The organism is Thiohalobacter thiocyanaticus, from assembly GCF_002356355.1.
Taxonomy (GTDB): Bacteria; Pseudomonadota; Gammaproteobacteria; order Thiohalobacterales; family Thiohalobacteraceae; genus Thiohalobacter; species Thiohalobacter thiocyanaticus_A.
The window spans coordinates 727,996-745,622 of sequence record NZ_AP018052.1; the positions used below are offsets into that span (position 1 = coordinate 727,996).

11 protein-coding genes are annotated in these 17,627 nt (G+C 67.5%); 7 read left to right on the forward strand and 4 right to left on the reverse strand.

All coding sequences use genetic code 11. From position 1 onward, the window contains the following. Positions 1-25: 25 nt before the first annotated feature. Positions 26-1,723 (forward strand): acetolactate synthase large subunit, encoded by a 1,698-nt coding sequence (locus tag CFK21_RS03405; protein WP_096364780.1) that lies wholly within the window; start codon positions 26-28, stop codon positions 1,721-1,723. 174 nt (positions 1,724-1,897) lie between these two features. Here CFK21_RS03405 and CFK21_RS03410 read toward each other — a convergent pair whose 3' ends face one another. Both CFK21_RS03410 and CFK21_RS03415 read right to left on the reverse strand, forming a co-directional pair. After that, complete coding sequence (locus CFK21_RS03410; RefSeq protein ID WP_096364781.1) at positions 1,898-3,520, reverse strand: aspartate:alanine exchanger family transporter; 1,623 nt, start codon at positions 3,518-3,520, stop codon at positions 1,898-1,900. A 54-nt stretch (positions 3,521-3,574) separates the two neighbouring features. Then, positions 3,575-3,994, reverse strand: a complete 420-nt coding sequence (locus CFK21_RS03415) for a hypothetical protein (protein ID WP_096364782.1) — start codon at positions 3,992-3,994, stop codon at positions 3,575-3,577. A gap of 160 nt (positions 3,995-4,154) precedes the next feature. Between CFK21_RS03415 and CFK21_RS03420 the strand changes: the two genes are divergently transcribed. The 5 genes from CFK21_RS03420 (at position 4,155) to CFK21_RS03440 (ending at position 12,916) form a co-directional block, all read left to right on the forward strand. Beyond that, positions 4,155-5,249: an efflux RND transporter periplasmic adaptor subunit gene (locus CFK21_RS03420; RefSeq protein WP_096364783.1), complete on the forward strand. Its 1,095-nt coding sequence runs from the start codon at positions 4,155-4,157 to the stop codon at positions 5,247-5,249. Positions 5,250-5,253: 4 nt separating this feature from the next. Continuing rightward, complete coding sequence (locus CFK21_RS03425) at positions 5,254-8,397, forward strand: efflux RND transporter permease subunit (protein ID WP_096364785.1); 3,144 nt, start codon at positions 5,254-5,256, stop codon at positions 8,395-8,397. Between the two features lie 220 nt (positions 8,398-8,617). Beyond that, positions 8,618-9,343, forward strand: a complete 726-nt coding sequence (locus tag CFK21_RS03430) for an ABC transporter ATP-binding protein (RefSeq protein WP_096364787.1) — start codon at positions 8,618-8,620, stop codon at positions 9,341-9,343. Beyond that, on the forward strand, positions 9,340-11,709 hold the full coding sequence (locus CFK21_RS03435) for an ABC transporter permease (RefSeq protein ID WP_096364789.1): 2,370 nt from the start codon (positions 9,340-9,342) through the stop codon (positions 11,707-11,709). Before CFK21_RS03430 ends, CFK21_RS03435 begins: the two co-directional genes overlap by 4 nt. Before the next feature lie 25 nt (positions 11,710-11,734). Beyond that, positions 11,735-12,916, forward strand: a complete 1,182-nt coding sequence (locus CFK21_RS03440) for an efflux RND transporter periplasmic adaptor subunit (RefSeq protein ID WP_096367469.1) — start codon at positions 11,735-11,737, stop codon at positions 12,914-12,916. Between the two features lie 20 nt (positions 12,917-12,936). Here the strand turns inward: CFK21_RS03440 and CFK21_RS03445 are convergent, their stop codons facing one another. Next, positions 12,937-13,443: a c-type cytochrome gene (locus tag CFK21_RS03445; protein ID WP_172844240.1), complete on the reverse strand. Its 507-nt coding sequence runs from the start codon at positions 13,441-13,443 to the stop codon at positions 12,937-12,939. Between the two features lie 545 nt (positions 13,444-13,988). Here CFK21_RS03445 and CFK21_RS03450 point away from each other — a divergent pair. Further along, a complete protein-coding gene (locus tag CFK21_RS03450) occupies positions 13,989-15,287 on the forward strand; it encodes a DEAD/DEAH box helicase (RefSeq protein ID WP_172844241.1) in 1,299 nt (432 codons plus the stop codon). 310 nt (positions 15,288-15,597) lie between these two features. Here CFK21_RS03450 and CFK21_RS03455 read toward each other — a convergent pair whose 3' ends face one another. Beyond that, positions 15,598-17,532, reverse strand: coding sequence for a nitrite reductase (locus CFK21_RS03455; RefSeq protein ID WP_172844242.1), 1,935 nt, complete (start codon positions 17,530-17,532; stop codon positions 15,598-15,600). Positions 17,533-17,627 lie beyond the last annotated feature (95 nt).

Genomic DNA, 17,627 nt, shown 5'->3' on the forward strand with positions numbered 1-17,627 from the left:
TTGAGCAGCACCTGAAGGAGCATACATGAAGGCATCTGACCTGTTCGTCCGCGCCCTGGAGGCCGAGGGGGTGGAGTACATCTTCGGCATCCCCGGCGAGGAGAATCTGGACCTTCTGAACGCATTGAAGGATTCCTCCATCCGCCTGATTCTGACCCGTCACGAACAGGCCGCCGGCTTCATGGCCGCCACCTACGGCCGCCTGACCGGCAGGACCGGCGTGTGTCTGGCGACCCTCGGTCCCGGGGCGACCAATCTGGTGACAGCCGCAGCCTATGCGCAGTTGGGCGCCATGCCGATGCTGATGATTACCGGCCAGAAGCCGATCAAGGCCAGCAAGCAGGGCGAGTTCCAGATCGTCGATGTGGTCGACATGATGCAGCCGTTGACCAAGTACACCCGCCAGCTCAGCAGCGCTCACTACATCCCGGCGCGGGTGCGCGAGGCCTTCCGCCGGGCCGAGGATGAGCGCCCCGGCGCGGTGCACCTGGAGTTGCCCGAAGACATCGCCCGAGAGCAGACCGAGGCCTCTGTGATCCGGCGCAGCCGGTTCGAGAATCCGCGGGCCAGTGAAACTTCGATCAGCCAGGCGAGCGATATGATCCAGTCAGCACGTCGCCCGCTGCTGCTGCTCGGTGCCGGTGCCAACCGCCGCCATACCTGTCAGGCGCTACGGGCCTTCATCGACAAGACCGGCATTCCCTTTTTCACCACCCAGATGGGCAAGGGCGTGATCGATGAGCGTCACCCCCAGTATCTGGGGGCGGCGGCCCTGTCGGGCGAGGACTTTCTGCACCGTGCCATCGAAGCGGCCGATCTGATCATCAACGTCGGTCACGATGTGGTGGAGAAACCGCCCTTCATCATGAATGGCGAGGCGGACACGGACCCGGCCGAGGACAATCCGGATATCGCCGGCGCCGGCCGCGCCGGCTCGGCCCGGGTAATCCATGTCAACTATGTTACCGCCGCCGTCGATGCGGTCTATCACCCCCATCAGGGGGTGATCGGAGACATCGCCGACAGCATTGAACGTCTGACCGCCACCATCGAGGTTTCCCCGGGCTGGGACTTCGGCCGCTTCCTGGAGGTCAAGCGCCATCTCGACGCGCATCTGCAGGAAGGTGCCGATGATGCGCGCTTTCCCGTCTATCCCCAGCGCCTGGTCGCCGAGGTGCGCCGCGCCATGCCCGACAACGGGATCGTGGCGCTGGACAACGGGATCTACAAGATCTGGTTTGCGCGCAACTACCCGGCCTGCCTGCCCAATACTGTCCTGCTCGACAACGCGCTGGCCAGCATGGGGGCCGGGCTGCCCTCGGCCATGGCGGCGAAACTGGTCCATCCGGAGCGCCGCGTGCTGGCCGTCTGCGGCGACGGCGGCTTCATGATGAACTCGCAGGAACTGGAGACCGCCGTGCGGCTGGGACTGGACCTGGTGGTGCTGGTGCTGCGCGATGACGCCTACGGCATGATCAAGTGGAAGCAGACCGACATGGGTTTCGAGGATTTCGGGCTGGACTACGGCAACCCGAGTTTCGTCGATTACGCCCGCTGCTACGGTGCCCATGGCCACCGGGTGGAGGCCGCCGACCAGCTCGCCCCGCTGCTGGAACGGTGCCTGGCCAGTCCGGGCGTGCATCTGATCGAGGCGGCGGTCGACTACAGCGACAACGACCGTCTGCTCAATCGCACCATCCCCGACCGCAGTCGGGCGATCTGATGGCCACGGAAAACACGGACAATTGCATGACTTTCACGTCATTCCCGCGAAGGCGGGAATCTATGTGCCTCGGCGGTTTCTGGATTCCCGCCTTCGCGGGAATGACGGTCAAGTGATGCAGGTTGGGCTGAATGCAATGAAGCCCAACAACAAACCACGACGATTCATGTTGGGTTACTCGACTGCGCCGAGGGTGACCAGCGCCAGGTACATGCCCTGCACCAGGGCGATGACCAGGATCACCGCCACCGGATAGACTGAGGAATAGGCCACCACCGGGCGGTCGGAGCTGTCGGCCTGACGGATGATGTCAAGGCCCGGGGTGAAGGTCATGCCGCCGCAGATCACACCGAAGCACTCGCTGACCGGGATCTTCATCACATAGTGGCCGAACAGGAAGCTGGCCGCCATCGGCACCACGGCGAACAGCACGGCATAGAAGGCGTAGTAGATGGCCTGGTAGTCGAGCGATTCGACGAAGCTCTGGCCGGTGTCGAAGCCCACCTGCACGAAGAACAGCGCCAGCCCCAGTTCGCGCAGCACGGCGGTGGCGTTGCGCGGGAAGCGGCCGATGAAGTTGCCGATGCGCCCGAAGTGTCCGAACAGCAGGCCCGCCACCAGCGCCCCGCCGGCCAGCCCCAGCGAGAATGGGCCCAGCCCGGGCAGGGGGATGATGATGCCGCCGATGAAGAAGGCCAGGAACAGGGTGGCGGCCAGCGAGCCGATGTCCACGCGGCGCTGCACCGTGTGGTGCTCATGGCCCAGGAACAGTTCCAGCTGATCGAGCTGATAGGGTGTGCCCACGGCCACCACCACGTCGCCGTATTCCAGCGCCAGGTCCTGGCGCGGCACGAATTCCACCCCCGCGCGCATGATGCGGGTCAGGGAGACGTTGTAGCGCAGCCGGATGTCCAGGTCGCCCAGGCTGCGGTTGACCACCGAGGTGTTCTCCACCACGATGGAACGGGTGTCCAACTCGGCGTTCTCGTCGAACTTCTCCTGCACCTCCACGCCCAGGGTCTGTCCGACCTTGTCCACGTCCTCCGGCAGGCCCTCGAGGCGCAGCACATCACCCGCCAGCAGCACGGTGCTGCCGCTGGCGGTGCGCATGTTCAGATCGCGCAGAATGCCCGAGACCACCACGTTGTGGTCCTGGAAGAAATCGATGTCGCGGATCAGCCTGCCGGCGAACTCCTCGTTCTGCAGCTTGAACACACCGGTATGCAGCTGGGTGCGGGCGCGCACCTCGGCTTCCATCTTCGGGCGCATGAGTCTGACCGCGATGGTGATGAACAGGATCACCCCGAGCAGGCCGAAGGGATAGGCCACGCCATAGCCGAAGATGACCTCCTCCTTGGGGCTGAACTGCAACGCGCTCACCAGTGCCGGGCTGGAGGTGAAGGCGCCGCCGAACAGGCCCAGGCCGATGCCGATGGGCACCCCGGCCAGGGCGATGATGGCCACGGTGTTCACGCCGGAGACGGCCAGCAGGACGACGACATTGGTGATGAAGCGCCGGCCGTGCTGCTTGAAGGCGCGGAAGAAACTGGGCCCGGCCTCCAGGCCGACGCTGAGCAGGAACAGCACGATGCCCAGGTCCTGCAGGATGGTGATGGGCTCGAACTGATAGAAGTAGCCGGCGATCATGGCCACGATCAGCACCCCGCTGGAGCCGAAGCCCACGCCCTTGATGCGCAGGTTGCCGAAGCCGATGCCGAGCATGATGATCAGGAAGGTGACCACCAGCTCCGACTTCTGGAACAGGATCTCGATCGGAATGACGGCGTCGTTTTCCATGAAACTCAGTGGATCCTTCTTGTTCGGTGTGCCCGCTGCCCGGCAGCGCGCCGTTCAGCCGCGACCGCGCTGACGGCGCCGGATGCGGCAGGCCTGAATGGCGGGCAGTACGGTCGGTGCCGGGATCTGCGTCACGTCGCCGTACTCGCCGGCTGCGGCCTCGACCACCGGCCAGATGTCCGCGGTCCCGGGGTCGCTGTCGGCGGGGTCGCGGGCCTGGCGCAGCCCCTGCAGCCCGCCGAGCAGAATGCGCTCGTAAACGCTCTTGGGTGTCTGGGTGAGGTCGTCCTCATAGCCCAGTTCGGGCAGGGCCAGGGCATTGAGGTGTTCGACCAGGGCCGCGCACACGGCATGGGCCGCAGCCTCGGTGCAGTCGTATTCCGAGCCGCCGCGCCGCACCACTTCCTCGGCGTGCCGGCAGCCGCAGGCCCCGGAGGCCTGGATGATGCTGAAGGGACACTTGTTACCGCTCATACCATTCATCTTAGCGTCCCTGAACCGGACAAGGCCAGCGCCGCCGCGGGCCGGAAGGTCACAGGGATGTTACCTGCGGCGGCTTGTCGGACTGAGGCGGCCTCCCGTATGCTGCCGACAGGCGAGATGCCCCGCTTCCCGGGGCTGACAGGTATCCTGCATGTATCCGACTTCACTGCTCTGCGCAGGGCGGTTGCACACACTGCTGGGGCTGCTGTTGCTGCCTGTTCTGGCTACGGCCCAGGAGCGGCTGGCCCGGGTCGGCACCGGCGCGGTCGAACGCGCGCCCATCATCGAGGAAGTGCCGCTGACCGGCACCCTGACCTCGCCCCGGGTGGCGCAGGTCTCGACCTCGGTCGCGGGTCTGGTGGAGGCGATCAACGTCGATGTCGGCGACCGGGTCGAGGCCGGTGACCCCCTGGTGCGGCTGGACCGCGAACTCGAACAATTGGCGCTGGCCTCGGCCCGCGCCGCCACCCGCCGGGCACGGGCCGAGCTGGCCGATACCCGTCGTCGGCTGGAGGAGGCGCGTCAGCTGCGCGCCCGCCAGTCCTTCCCCGAGACCGAGGTGCGCACGCTCGAGGCGCAGGTCGGGATGCAGGAGGCCGAGGTTGAGCGCCTGGCCGCCGAGGCGCAGCGCCGGGAGGCCCGGCTGCGCCGGCATGTGCTCAATGCCCCCTTCGCCGGGGTGATCAACCGCAAACTGACCGAGGCCGGGGAGTGGGTCGAGCCGGGCACGGCCGTGGTCGAATTGATCGCGGTCGACAACCTGCGGCTGGATCTGCGCGTGCCCCAGCGCTACTTCCCGCGCATCGACGCCGACACCCGGCTGCAGGTGAGGCTGGATGCCGCGCCGGAGCGCGAACTCGCGGCCCGCATCGGCACCGTTGTGCCGGTCAATGACCCCAGTGCCCGCACCTTCCTGCTGCGGGCCTGGCTCGACGCTCCAGACATCCCGCTCACCCCCGGCATGTCCGCCCGCGCCGTGCTGCAACTCGACACCGGTCAGCGTGGCCTGGTGGTGCCGCGCGATGCATTGCTGCGCTACCCGGACGGGCGAGTCAGCGTGTGGGTGGTCGAGGACGCAGGTGAGGACGGCACCGCGAGCGTGACCGAACACAATGTAGAGACCGGCCTGGCCTTCGACGGCCGCATCGAGATCCGCTCGGGGCTGGAGCCCGGCCTGCGCGTGGTGACCACCGGCAACGAATCCCTGCAGCCGGACCAGCGCGTACGCCCGGTCGGCGCCGACTGACACCATGTTCGAGGGCATCGTCCGGCACGGGACCCTGATGACAGTGATAGTGCTGATCATCTCCGTACTGGGGGTGGTTGCCGCGCTGCGCATTCCGGTGCAGATGATTCCCGACCTGGAGGTACGCACCGTCACCGTGGTCACCACCTGGCCGGGGGCGACGCCGCAGGACGTGGAGAAGGAGATCCTGATCGAGCAGGAGGAGTACCTGCGCACCATTCCCTCTCTGCACGAGATCACCGCCGAGGCCTCCTTCGGCCGCGCCCGCGTCGAGCTGGAGTTTCCCTTCGGGGTGGATCTCAACGAGACCCTCATCCGGGTCAACAACGCGCTCAGCCAGGTGCCGGAGTATCCGCTCAACGTGGACGAGCCGCGCATCTACGCCACCTCCTTCTCGTCCAATTCCTTCATGTATTTCCGCGTCGCGCCGCTGGCGGGCAACCCGCGCGGTCTGGACATGGACCTGATGCAGGACTTCCTCGAGGACCATGTGCGCACCCGCATGGAGAGTGTGCCCGGGGTGTCCGAGGTGCGGGTGGGCGGCGGCGCCGAGCGCCAGGTGCAGATCCTGCTCGACCCCGCGCGGCTGGCGCAGCACCGGCTCACCCTGGGGGATGTGCGCGTGGCGGTGCAGGCGCGCAACCGCGATGTCTCCGGCGGCGAGGTCGAATCCGGCAAGCGACGCTATCTGCTGCGTACCATCGGCCGTTTCGACGACCTGGACGATCTGCGCGCCCTGGTGCTGGAACGGCGCGGCGATTCCATCATCCGCCTGGGCGATGTGGCCGAGCTGAAGCTGGATCACTCTGAACTGAGCGAGCTGTCCTTCACCGACGGCAAGCCGGTGATCGGGTTGTCGGTACGGCGTCAGACCGGCTCCAATGTCATCGACATCAAGCGCGCCATGCTGGTCGAGATGGAGGAAATCAACAGCCAGGTGCTGAATCCGCGCGGCATGTTCATGCGCCTGATCGCCGACGACGTCGGCTATGTCCAGGCCTCGGTGTTCAATGTCTGGAAGAACCTGGCCCTGGGTGCGGTACTGGCCAGCCTGATCATGTTCCTGTTCCTGCGCTCGGGCCGGGCCACCCTGGTCGGGGTGATGGGCATTCCCATCTGCACCATCGCCGCCTTCATCGGGCTGCTCATTACCGGCCGCACCGTGAATGTCATATCGCTCGCGGGCGTGGCCTTCGCCATCGGCATGACCCTGGACAACACCATCGTGGTGCTGGAATCCATCGAGCTGGCGCGCCGGCGCGGCCTGGACCGCTTCCGCGCCGCGGTGGAGGGGGTGCAGCAGGTGTGGCCGGCGGTGCTGGCCTCGACCCTGACCACGGTGCTGGTGTTCGTGCCCATCGTGTTCATCCGGGAGGAGGCCGGGCAGTTGTATTCGGACATCGCCATCGCGGTGTCGGCCTCGATCCTGGTGTCCATGCTGGTGGCCATCACCGTGGTGCCCACCGCCTCGGCGCGGCTGCGGTTCCGCTCGGATGCCCTCGGCGGCGAGGCGGCCGGGGGCGGGCTGCGCACACGGGTGCTGGCCGGCATCAACGCCCTGATCGACACCGGCCCCCGCCGCGCCGGAGTGATCGCCGGCGTGGCCGCGGCCAGTGTCGCGGCCATCGTCTGGCTCACGCCGCCGGCCGAGTACCTGCCCGAGGGCGAGGAGCCCAAGGTGTTCGCCTCCATGCACGCCCCGCCGGGCTACAACCTGCAGACCATGGCGGCCATCGGCCGCGAGCTGCACGATTATCTGCTGCCCTATCTGGAGCACGACCCGGCGCAGTTCGAGGCCGGCGAGACCGAAGTGCCGGCTTTTGCCTACATGAACCTCGGCATCGAGCCGCAGCGCATCCGCATCATCGCCCAGCCCAAGGACCCGGCCCACATCGAGCCGCTGATGGATGCCATTGTGCGCAAGTACGAGGAATACCCGGGCATGCGCGCCTTCGCCACCCGCGGCTCCATCATCACCAGCAACGACGGCGGCACCCGCAGTGTGAACCTGGACATCTCCGGCGCCGACCTGGCCGCCATCTACGATGTCGCCACGGCGGCCTATCGCCGCGCTCAGGACGTGTTCGACCGGCCGCGCATCCAGGCCAATCCGCCCACCCTGTCACTGTCGCAGCCGCTGGTGGAGATCCGCCCCGACTGGGACCGGGTCGCCGAGGTGGGACTGGACGCCGGCGAGATGGGCTTCACCGTCGCCGCTCTGACCGACGGCGCCTTCGTCGACGAGTTCTTCATGGACGACGACAAGATCGACATCTATCTCTACAGCCAGCAGGGCACCGGCGCCGACCTGGATCAACTCTCAAGGCTGCCGATCCATACCCCCAGCGGCGCGCAGGTGCCGCTGGATTCGCTGGCGCGGATCGAGGAGACGGTGGACACCAGCACCATCCGCCGCCTGGACGGCCGGCGCACCGTCACGCTCAATATCATCCCGCCGTCCGACGTGGCGCTGGAGACCGGGGTGGGCATCGTGCGCGACGAGGTGGTCGGGCATCTGCGCGAGACCGGCGCCATTCCGGCCAGCGTCGGTGTGGACATCTCCGGCGCCAGCGACCAGCTGCAGGCCACGCGCGAGGCCCTGTTCGGCAACTATATCGTGGCGCTGGCCATCATCTATCTGCTGCTGGTGGCCATCTTCACCCACTGGGGCTATCCGCTGCTGATCATGCTCACCATCCCGCTGGGCGTGGCCGGCGGCATCGTCGGGCTGTGGCTGTTCAATGCCGCGGGGGCGGGGGTGGAATGGGCCGGGCTGGGCGGATTCCATCAACCCTTCGACATGATCACCATGCTCGGTTTCCTGATCCTGATGGGCACGGTGGTCAACAATCCCATCCTGATCGTGCACCGGGCCATGACCAATGTGCGCGAGGCGGGCATGGATGCGCAGGCGGCGGTGCGCGATGCGGTGGAAACCCGGCTGCGGCCCATCGCCATGTCGACGCTGACCACCCTGGGCGGTCTGGCGCCGCTGGTGCTGCTGCCGGGCGAGGGCACCGAGTTGTATCGGGGCGTGGGCGTGATTGTGCTGTTCGGGCTGCTGGGCACGGCCCTGGTGACCCTGACCTTCCTGCCGGCGTTGACGGTGACGGTGCTGGGGCGGCAGACCCCGTCCGCAGAGGCGTAGGTCGGGTTAGCGCAGCGTAACCCGACACAGCGGCGGCCCGCGTCGGGTTACGCCCTGCGGGCTAACCCGACCTACGCAGCTGTACCCTTGTCCTGGCCGTGCAGGGCCGGCGCACGGTTCGGTTTCAGTTCCTTGTCGGAACCGACCCTGTCCGCGACGGACCAGCGTCAACCTTGATGCCGCGCAATTCCCCGCCGCAAGGCCACGTGGCATCATCCCGATGATGAATCCCCCCACCGATGCCCAGCCCGTATTCACCGCCGAGGGCCTGACCAAGACCTATCACATGGGCGAGGTCGAGGTGCAGGCGCTGCGCGGGATTGACCTGGAACTGCATGCCGGCGAACTGATCGTACTGCTGGGGCCGTCGGGCAGCGGCAAGTCCACCCTGCTCAATATCCTCGGCGGCCTGGACGTGCCCACCGGCGGTCGGGTCTGGTATCTGGATCACGAACTGAGCGGGGCGGACGAGAGCGAGCTCACCCGCTTCCGCCGTGAGCATGTCGGTTTCGTGTTTCAGTTCTACAACCTGATTCCCAGTCTGACCGCGCGCGAGAATGTCGCCGCAGTCACCGAGATCGCCGCCGCGCCCATGACCCCGGAGGCGGCGCTGGAACTGGTGGGGCTGGGCAACCGGCTGGATCATTTTCCGGCCCAGCTTTCCGGCGGCGAGCAGCAGCGGGTGGCCATCGCCCGCGCCGTGGCCAAGAACCCGGCGGTGCTGTTGTGCGACGAGCCGACCGGGGCGCTGGACTCGACCACCGGGGTACGGGTGCTGGAGGTACTGGAACAGGTCAACCGGGAACTGGGCACCCTGACCGTGCTGATCACCCATAACGCCGGCATCGCCGCCATGGCCGATCGCGTGATCCGGCTCTCCGACGGCACCATTGCCGAGATCCGGGCCAACGCCACCAAGACCCCCGCCCGGGAACTGTCCTGGTGAAGGCCCTCAATCTCAAGCTGTTGCGCGACCTGTGGCACCTGCGCGGCCAGGTGCTGGCCATCGTGGCGGTGATCATGGGCGGCGTGGCCACCCTGGTGATGTCATTGTCGACCTATGATTCCCTGGTCGAGACCCGTGAACGCTTCTATGCCGAGTACCGGTTTGCCGAGGTGTTCGCCTACCTCGAGCGTGCCCCCGAGCCGGTGGCCGAGCGGCTGCGGGCCATCCCCGGGGTGGAGCGGCTGGAGACGCGGGTGGTGGCCGGCGCCCGGCTGGAGGTGGCCGGTTTCGACGATCCCATCACCGGCCGTATCCTGTCGCTGCCGGATGTGGGCGAGGCCGGGCTCAACCGGCTGCACATGAAGCGCGGCCGCCGGGTCGCACCCTACAGCAGCGACGAGGTGGTGCTGTCGGACACCTTCGCCGAGGCCCATGGGCTGTCCCCCGGCGACCGGGTCGCGGCCATCATCAACGGCAAGCGCCGCAGCCTGCAGGTGGTGGGGGTGGCGGTCTCGCCCGAGTACATCTATCAGATCGCGCCCGGCGCCATGTTCCCCGACTTCAAACGCTACGGTGTGCTGTGGATGGGGCGCACCGCCCTGGCCGCGGCCCACGACATGGACGGGGCCTTCAACAACCTCTCCCTGAGCCTGGCGCGCGGCGCGCGCGAACAGGCCGTGATCGACCGCCTGGATCAGCAACTCGCGCGCTACGGCGGCACCGGCGCCTATGGCCGCGCCGACCAGTTCTCCAACCGCTTCCTGTCCGAGGAGCTCAAGCAGCTGCAGACCACGGCGACCATCTTCCCCGCCATCTTCCTGGGTGTCGCCGCCTTCATGCTCAATGTCGTGATCAGCCGGCTGATCGCCCTGCAGCGCGAGCAGGTCGCCATCCTCAAGGCCTTCGGCTACTCGCACCTGGCCATTGCCTGGCACTTCGTCAAGCTGGTGCTGGTGGTGGTCGTCCTCGGCGTGGCCGCCGGTTCGGCGCTGGGGGCCTGGTTCGGCCAGGGGCTGGCCGGGGTGTATCAGGAGACCACCTTCCGCTTCCCCTATCTGCATTACCGGCTGGAGCCGCCGGTGGTGCTGATCGCATTGGGGGTGAGCGCTCTGGCCGCAGTGAGCGGCAGCCTGGTCTCGGTGGCCCGCGCCGCGCGCCTGGCGCCGGCCACCGGCATGCAGGCGGAGATGCCCGCGGTCTACCGCGCCACCCTGTTGGAACGCCTGGGGCTGCAGCGCTGGTTCGGCGCGCCCACGCGCATGATCCTGCGCCACATCGAGCGCCGGCCGTTGAAGTCGCTGCTGACCGTATTCGGCATTGCCTGTGCCGGCGGCCTGATGATGGTGGGCAACTATCAGAAGGACGCCATCGACTTCATGGTGGACGTGCAGTTCCGCCAGGCCGCGCGCGAGGATCTGGCGGTGACCTTCATCGATCCCACCTCCGGGCGCGCCCTGCACGAACTGCGGGCCCTGCCCGGGGTGGAATACGTCGAAGGCTTCCGCGATGTGCCGGTGGTGCTGCGCCATCGCAATTACGAATACCGCGCGAGCGTCTACGGCATCGAGCCTGCGGGGCGGCTGCATCGCTCGCTGGACCGCAGCCTGGTGCCGGTGCGGGTGCCGCCGGAGGGGGTCGTGCTGACCGATCATCTGGCCAGCAACATTCTGCATATCCAGCCGGGCGAACTGTTGACCCTCGAGGTGCTGGAGGGCCGGCGCCAGGTGCTGCAGGTGCCGGTGCTGGGCATCACCCGTCAGTTCCTGGGGGTGTCGGCCTACATGCAGCGCGAGGCCCTGAACCGACTGCTGCACGAAGGCAATGTGGTTTCCGGCGCCTACCTGGCCATCGAACCGGGGCGGGAGGCGGCGGTCCATGTCGCCCTGCACGAGCGTCCGCGCGTGCTCAGCATGGTGGCCAATGTGTCCGCCATCCAGAGTTTCTACGCCACCATCGGCGAGTTCGTCCTGTTCTACAACCTGGTGGCGACCCTGCTGGCGGGCTCGATCGGCTTCGGTGTGGTCTACAACAGCGCCCGCATCGCCCTGTCCGAGCGCGGGCGCGAACTGGCCAGCCTGCGGGTGCTGGGGTTCACGCGGGGCGAGATCGCCTACATCCTGCTCGGGGAACTGGCGCTGCTGGCGCTGGCGGCCATCCCGGTCGGCATGCTGGTCGGGATCGGGCTGATCGGTATCCTGGTGCAGGCGTTCGAGAATGACCTCTATCGATTGCCGCTGATTCTGACCTCGGCCAATTATGCCTTGGGCGCGACCCTGATTGTTGCCTCCACCCTGATCTCGGCCCTGTTCATCTGGCGGCGCCTGGGACGGCTGGATCTGGTCGCCGTCCTGAAGACCCGCGAATAGTTCCGCGTGTAGAATGCACAGCATCATGAAGTGGCGTGCACGTATCGGAATCCTGCTGACCGGCCTGGTGCTGGTCGCCGTCCTGGTGTGGGGTTTCCTGCCGCGGCCGGTGGCGGTGGAGCCGGCCGGCGTCAGCCGCGGGCCCCTGACGGTGACGGTGGAGGAGGAGGGGCGTACCCGGGTAAAGGAGCGCTATCTGATCAGTGCCCCGGTCAGCGGCTACCTGCGCCGGATCGAGCTGGAGGCCGGCGATACGGTCAGCGCCGGCCAGCCGCTGGCGGAGATCGAGCCGCGCCGTTCCGATGCCCTGGACCCGCGCAGCCGGGCGCAGGCGCAGGCGCAGGTGCACGGCGCCGAGGCCGCCCTGGCCGCCGCGCGCGAGGAACTGCGCAGCGCCGCGGCCCAGGCCGCCCTGGCCGACAAGGCCCTGGCCCGGGCAGAGTCCCTGCATGAGGCCGGTGACATTTCCGACGACGCCCTGGACCGGGCCGAGGCCGAGGCGACTCGCAGCCGGGCCCTGCGCGAGGCCGCCGAGCATGCCGTCGAAGTGGCCCGCTTCGAACTGGAAACCGCGCGCGCCGTGCTCGCCTCGCATGGGACGACGGCGGACGGCGAACTGTTCAGCCTGCAGGCCCCGGCCGACGGCCGGGTGCTGAAGCTGCTGCGCGAAAGCGCCGGCCCGGTCCAGGCCGGCGCGCCGCTGCTCGAACTCGGCGACCCGGAGCAGCTGGAGGTGGTGGTGGAACTGCTCTCGACCCAGGCCGTCCAGGTCGCCCCCGGCACCCGGGTCAGGCTGGAGCGCTGGGGCGGGGACGCCGATCTGGAAGGTGTGGTCCGGGTGGTGGAGCCGGCCGGCTTCACCAAGATCTCGGCCCTGGGCGTGGAGGAGCAGCGGGTACTGGTGATCATCGATTTCAGCTCCCCCCCCGAGCAGTGGCGGCGGCTGGGCGATGCCTACCGGGTGGAGGCGCGCTTCCATGTCTGGGAGGGCGAGGATGTGCTGCAGATCCCGGCCAGCGCCCTGTTCCGCCATGACGGCGGCTGGGGCGTGTTCCGTATCGTCGGCGGCCGGGCGCAACTCACCCCGGTCGAGGTCGGGCGCCGGGCCGGTCTGACCGCGCAGATCCTCTCCGGGCTGGCGCCCGGCGATCAGGTGGTCAGCCATCCCGACGATCAGATCAGTGACGGGGTGCGGGTGGAGTATTGAGGCGCTGCGCTGCGCCCTTGTCACTCACCCGGCGGGGGTGACGGGAAGCGCGCGTAGGCCGTGGCCGGTTCCTGGTCCGGGGGGACGTAGGCCGGTGCCGGCTCGCCCGGCTCGCCCAGAGAGCGGATGTAGTGATACAGCGCCCGCAGGTCATCCTCTTCCATGATGTTGAGATTGAACCAGGGCATGGGCGGGCGCCGGCGCAGGGTCCGGGCATCCCGGATCCATTCCTCCTCGCTCAGGTTCTGCAGGTACAGGCGCAGATTGGAGCCGTAGGTGGTGCCCCAGGGGCCGCGCCAGCCGAAGTTGTCGCCGGTCAGCCACAGCGTTTCCGGCACCTGCCCGCCCGACATGAAGTAGCCGGGCGTGTGGCAGTCGTTGCAGCTGGCAACCTGGGCCAGATAGCGCCCGCGCTGGATGAGATCGTCGGGATCGCGTTCCTGGGCCCGGCCGGCAAGCGGAAGGGCCAGGCCGGCGGCCAGGGTGAACAGGCCTGCAGCCGTGCAGGCACGCTTCAGGGTTTTCATTGGTATACCTCGCTACAGGAAGGATCGGGCCGGGCGCCGCAGGTTGGCGGGCGGGCCGAAGCGAAGTATAGACCAGCCGGGGGCGGCCGGCGGGCAGGCCTGAGCGGGCAGAGCCTGTCCGGGCTCGAGCCGGGCGGGCAGGTGATCAGCCATCCCGACGACCGGACCCGCGACGGGGTGCGGGTGGAATACAGGCAGGATGGGTGGAGGCCGATGCGCCGTAACCCATCTTGTACCACCGCAACGATGGGTTGCGCTGCGCTTCACCCATCCTACCGGCTCTGCAGACCGGATTCGCTATTCCGTCCGTCACCTGTTATAGTGCGCGCACCTTGCAGGAAAACCGCAAGGTCGAGTTCGTTTCCAACCTTCCTCCGTGCTTGTCACTGGTTTCCGGGTTTGCAACGAATCCTCCGCGTCCGGGCCCCGAGGGCCGCGGCGCGACCGGAACCAGTCGATTATCCGTCATGTAATCCTGCGCATCCGCGCGGTTCTGTTATGAAAATCGTCAATCTGCCAGTGACGGGCGGATGAGGTGTCGTATTGTGTCGTTTGACTCCCTGAACCTGAATTCCGAACTGCTGCGTGCCATCGAGGCCTGCGGCTTCACCGAACCTTCCGAGATCCAGCGCCAGGCCATCCCCGTGGCCCTGGCCGGCCGCGACCTGATGGCCTCGGCCCAGACCGGCACCGGCAAGACGGCCGCCTTCGTGCTGCCGGTGCTGCAGCGCCTGGCCACGCCGGCCCGGAGCCGCGGCCACGGCCCGCGCGTGCTGGTGCTGACCCCGACCCGCGAACTGGCCGGCCAGGTGGAGGCCAACATCCGTGAGCTTGGCCGTTTCAGCCGCATCGTCTCCGGCAGCGTGGTCGGCGGTGTGCCCTATCCGCCGCAGATGCGCCTGCTGGGCAAACCGCTGGATCTGCTGGTCGCCACGCCGGGCCGGCTGATGGACCACATGGAGCGCGGCCGGGTGGATTTCTCCCGCCTGGAGGTGCTGATCCTGGACGAGGCCGACCGCATGCTGGACATGGGCTTTGTGGATGCGGTCAACCAGATCGCCGCGGCCACCCCGGCCAGCCGCCAGACCCTGCTGTTCTCCGCCACCCTGGAAGGCCGCATCCTGGAGATTGCCCGGCGGCTTCTCAAGGACCCGGCGCGCATCGCCCTGGCGGCCAACACCGAGCGTCACGCCTCGATCGAGCAGCAGGCGCACCAGGCCGATGACATCGGCCACAAGCACAAGCTGCTCACTCACCTGCTCAGTGACCAGTCGCTGTCGCAGGCGGTGATCTTCACCGCCACCAAGCGCGGTGCGGACAAGCTGGCGACCAAACTCCAGGACCAGGGTCATCAGAGCGCGGCCCTGCACGGCGACATGAACCAGGGCAAGCGCAAGCGCACCGTGGAGCAGATGCGCCGCGGCAAGGTGCGGGTACTGGTGGCCACCGACGTGGCCGCCCGCGGCCTGGACATCCGGGGTATCAGCCACGTGATCAACTTCGACCTGCCCATGGTGGCCGAGGACTATATCCACCGCATCGGCCGCACCGGCCGCGGCGGGGCCACCGGCACGGCCATTTCGCTGATCGGTCCCGACGACCGGCGCAACCTGGCCGGCATCGAGCGTCTGCTGGGCGAGCGGCTGCCGCGCATCGTGGTGCCCGGCCTGGAACCGCAGAAACCGGCGCCGCGTGGCGATGATCGCCGCCCGGCCGGCAAGCGCAAGTTCAAGGGCGGCGGCCGCGATCACCGGGCCGGCAAACCCGGTGCCGGGCGCAGCGGGAATGGCGGGCGGCCGAGCATCCGCCACAAGGGCCGTGCCAGCACTGCCAGTCCGCGTTGATCTGAACCTGCGGTCTGACGTATAAGCGGCCGGTAACGCCTGAGCGTTACCGGCCGTTTTTTTTAGGTTCTTCGCAGATTTGCAGGGTTGCTCAAGAGTCGCAGCAGCCCCCACAGGCAAACCAAGCCAGCATCCGTCATTGCGGCGCAGGCCGCAATCCAGAGGCCGCCGAGGTATCTGGATCCCGGCCTTCGCCGGGATGACGGCTCTGGGTTACCGGTCTGCCGGCTGGGCTGGTTCGCTTGCCTTTCCCCGGAAATGCGCCATGAACCTTTTTTATGGCGCGGGACAAGGTCCCGGCCGGTCGGGATCAGTAGACCTCGTGCGCCGTGTTGTGGACGTTGAACTTCCCGGTCGGCGTGGTCAGGCCCTCAATGCGGTCGATCTCGGTCAGGGTCTGGCTGTCCAGGATGACGGTGGCGCCATCCTGTGCCCAGTCAGAGACCCATACCTCGGAACCGTCCTGATTGAACTCGAAGTGCACCGCCCGGCCCTGCGTGGCGACATCGAAGCAGCGGTCGATCACGGCGTCGGCCTTGGAGTAGGCGCAGACCTGGCGATGCGAACTGCCGTCCGAGCTCAGGGTCATGTCGATCAGCACCCAGGGCGTGTTCGGGTGGGTCTTGACGAACAACGAGCCGGCCGAGGGCAGTTCGATCTTGCGCACCACCTGCCAGGCGTATTCCGGGTGTGCCTGGGGATCGGCGCCGTAGATCGCCAGGGTGTTCTCGCCGATGTGCGGTGTGGCATTGACCCAGCCGTACACCGGATCCTCCCAGTTGGCGCCGCGGCCCGGATGCGGCGTAGCACCGGTGGTGAAGCTGGCGGCCAGGGCGCGCTCACTGACGTCCACGACCACCATTTTGTCACTGGCATTGGCGGCGACCATGAAATAGCGTCCGCTATGATCCCAGCCCCCGTCATGCAGGAAGCGCTCAGTGGCGATCGAGGCTACCAGCGGGAAGTCCGGCTGCGAGTAGTCCACAATGCCGACGTAGCCGCTTTCCTTCAGCGAGATCACCCAGGTGGGCTCGAAGGGCGAGGCGACGATGGAGGCCACGCGGTTCTCCGGCAGGGTGTCGCCGTCGATGCTGGTCATCGGCAGGTCCACCCGCGCCAGCGGTTCCAGGGTCAGGCCGTCGAAGGTGACGTACTGGGGCGGCCAGTAGCAGCCCTCGATCAGGTACTGTTCCTCGTAGCCGGTGAACTTGCTGCCGTCCACGCTGCGGGCGTCGTGGCAACCCTTCACCGTGGCGACCACGGCCGGCTCGCTGCTCCACAGGTCGATCAGCGAAACCAGGCCGTCGCGGCCGATCGCGTAGTAGTAACGTCCGGAGGACGAGGAACGCAGGATGTGCACGGCGAAGCCGACGTCCAGACGCGCCACCTCCTCGTGGCTGTCGCCGTCGAAGATCGCAATCTGTCCCGCATCCCGCAGTACCACGCCGAAGAAGTTTTCCCAGTTGCGTTCATGCTCCGGTTCGGTGGGCCGGTCGGCGACCGGTACGCTGAGATTCCAGCTGGCCTGAATGTCTTCCATCGGCAGGGCCGGCGGCTCGGGCGGGGGTTGCTGCAGGTAGGCGGCGAGCAGGGTGATGTCCTCTTCGGTGAGCAGGCCGCTGTCACCGAAATCGGGCATGCCGCCCGCGCTGCCGTAGCGCATCAGCGCGCCGAGCCCGTCCGTGCCGATCCACTCGGAGCGCGTCACGCCGATATCCGGTCCGGTGGCGCCGGTGCGATACAGGCCGTGGCAGCCGGCGCAGCGATCGAAGTAGGTATTCATGGCGTGGCTGAACTCGCCCTCGCTCAGTTCCGCCGGCGCGGTATGTTCCAGCGGGCCGAGTACGTCCTGGGCGGTGAAGAATGCCAGCAGGTCGTCTATCTGCGATTGCGTCAGTTCGAAATCCGGCATCACGTAACCCCACTCCTGCAACAATCGACGGCCATAGCCGGTATAGGTCGTGGCCCATTCGGGGTCGGTGAGAAACCGGCTGGTCCAGCCGTCGTTCAGTTTGCGCTCGGCAAGATCGGGGCCGAAATGATCGCCATGACCAAAAGTGTGACAGCCGCTGCAGCTGTGGCGGAACAGCGCCTCGCCCGCCGTCGGGTCGCCCCTGTCGTCGCCGGCGCCGCCGGGTCCGGGGCCGGGGCCGCGGCCGGCTTCGGCGATGCCCAGCGACAATGACAGGCCGAGCAGTAAGGGGATGCTTGCTGTGCGGGGTGTTAGTTGTCTGTGCTTCATCATCCTTCCAACCTCCTGGGGTGTGTACAACAAGGCGCGGGAGGAAGGCGTCAGGGCCTGTTGCTGTCCTGCATTGATGCATGTGCGCTGCCCGGGTC

Excerpts from the sequence above, each read along its gene's own strand:
- CFK21_RS03430 (WP_096364787.1), top strand. The coding sequence starts at position 8,618 with ATGATGAATCCCCCCACCGATGCCCAGCCCGTATTCACCGCCGAGGGC.
- CFK21_RS03405 (WP_096364780.1), top strand. The coding sequence starts at position 26 with ATGAAGGCATCTGACCTGTTCGTCCGCGCCCTGGAGGCCGAGGGGGTG.
- CFK21_RS03440 (WP_096367469.1), top strand. The coding sequence starts at position 11,735 with ATGAAGTGGCGTGCACGTATCGGAATCCTGCTGACCGGCCTGGTGCTG.
- CFK21_RS03415 (WP_096364782.1), bottom strand. The coding sequence starts at position 3,994 with ATGAGCGGTAACAAGTGTCCCTTCAGCATCATCCAGGCCTCCGGGGCC.
- CFK21_RS03455 (WP_172844242.1), bottom strand. The coding sequence starts at position 17,532 with ATGATGAAGCACAGACAACTAACACCCCGCACAGCAAGCATCCCCTTA.
- CFK21_RS03445 (WP_172844240.1), bottom strand. The coding sequence starts at position 13,443 with ATGAAAACCCTGAAGCGTGCCTGCACGGCTGCAGGCCTGTTCACCCTG.
- CFK21_RS03425 (WP_096364785.1), top strand. The coding sequence starts at position 5,254 with ATGTTCGAGGGCATCGTCCGGCACGGGACCCTGATGACAGTGATAGTG.
- CFK21_RS03420 (WP_096364783.1), top strand. The coding sequence starts at position 4,155 with ATGTATCCGACTTCACTGCTCTGCGCAGGGCGGTTGCACACACTGCTG.
- CFK21_RS03410 (WP_096364781.1), bottom strand. The coding sequence starts at position 3,520 with ATGGAAAACGACGCCGTCATTCCGATCGAGATCCTGTTCCAGAAGTCG.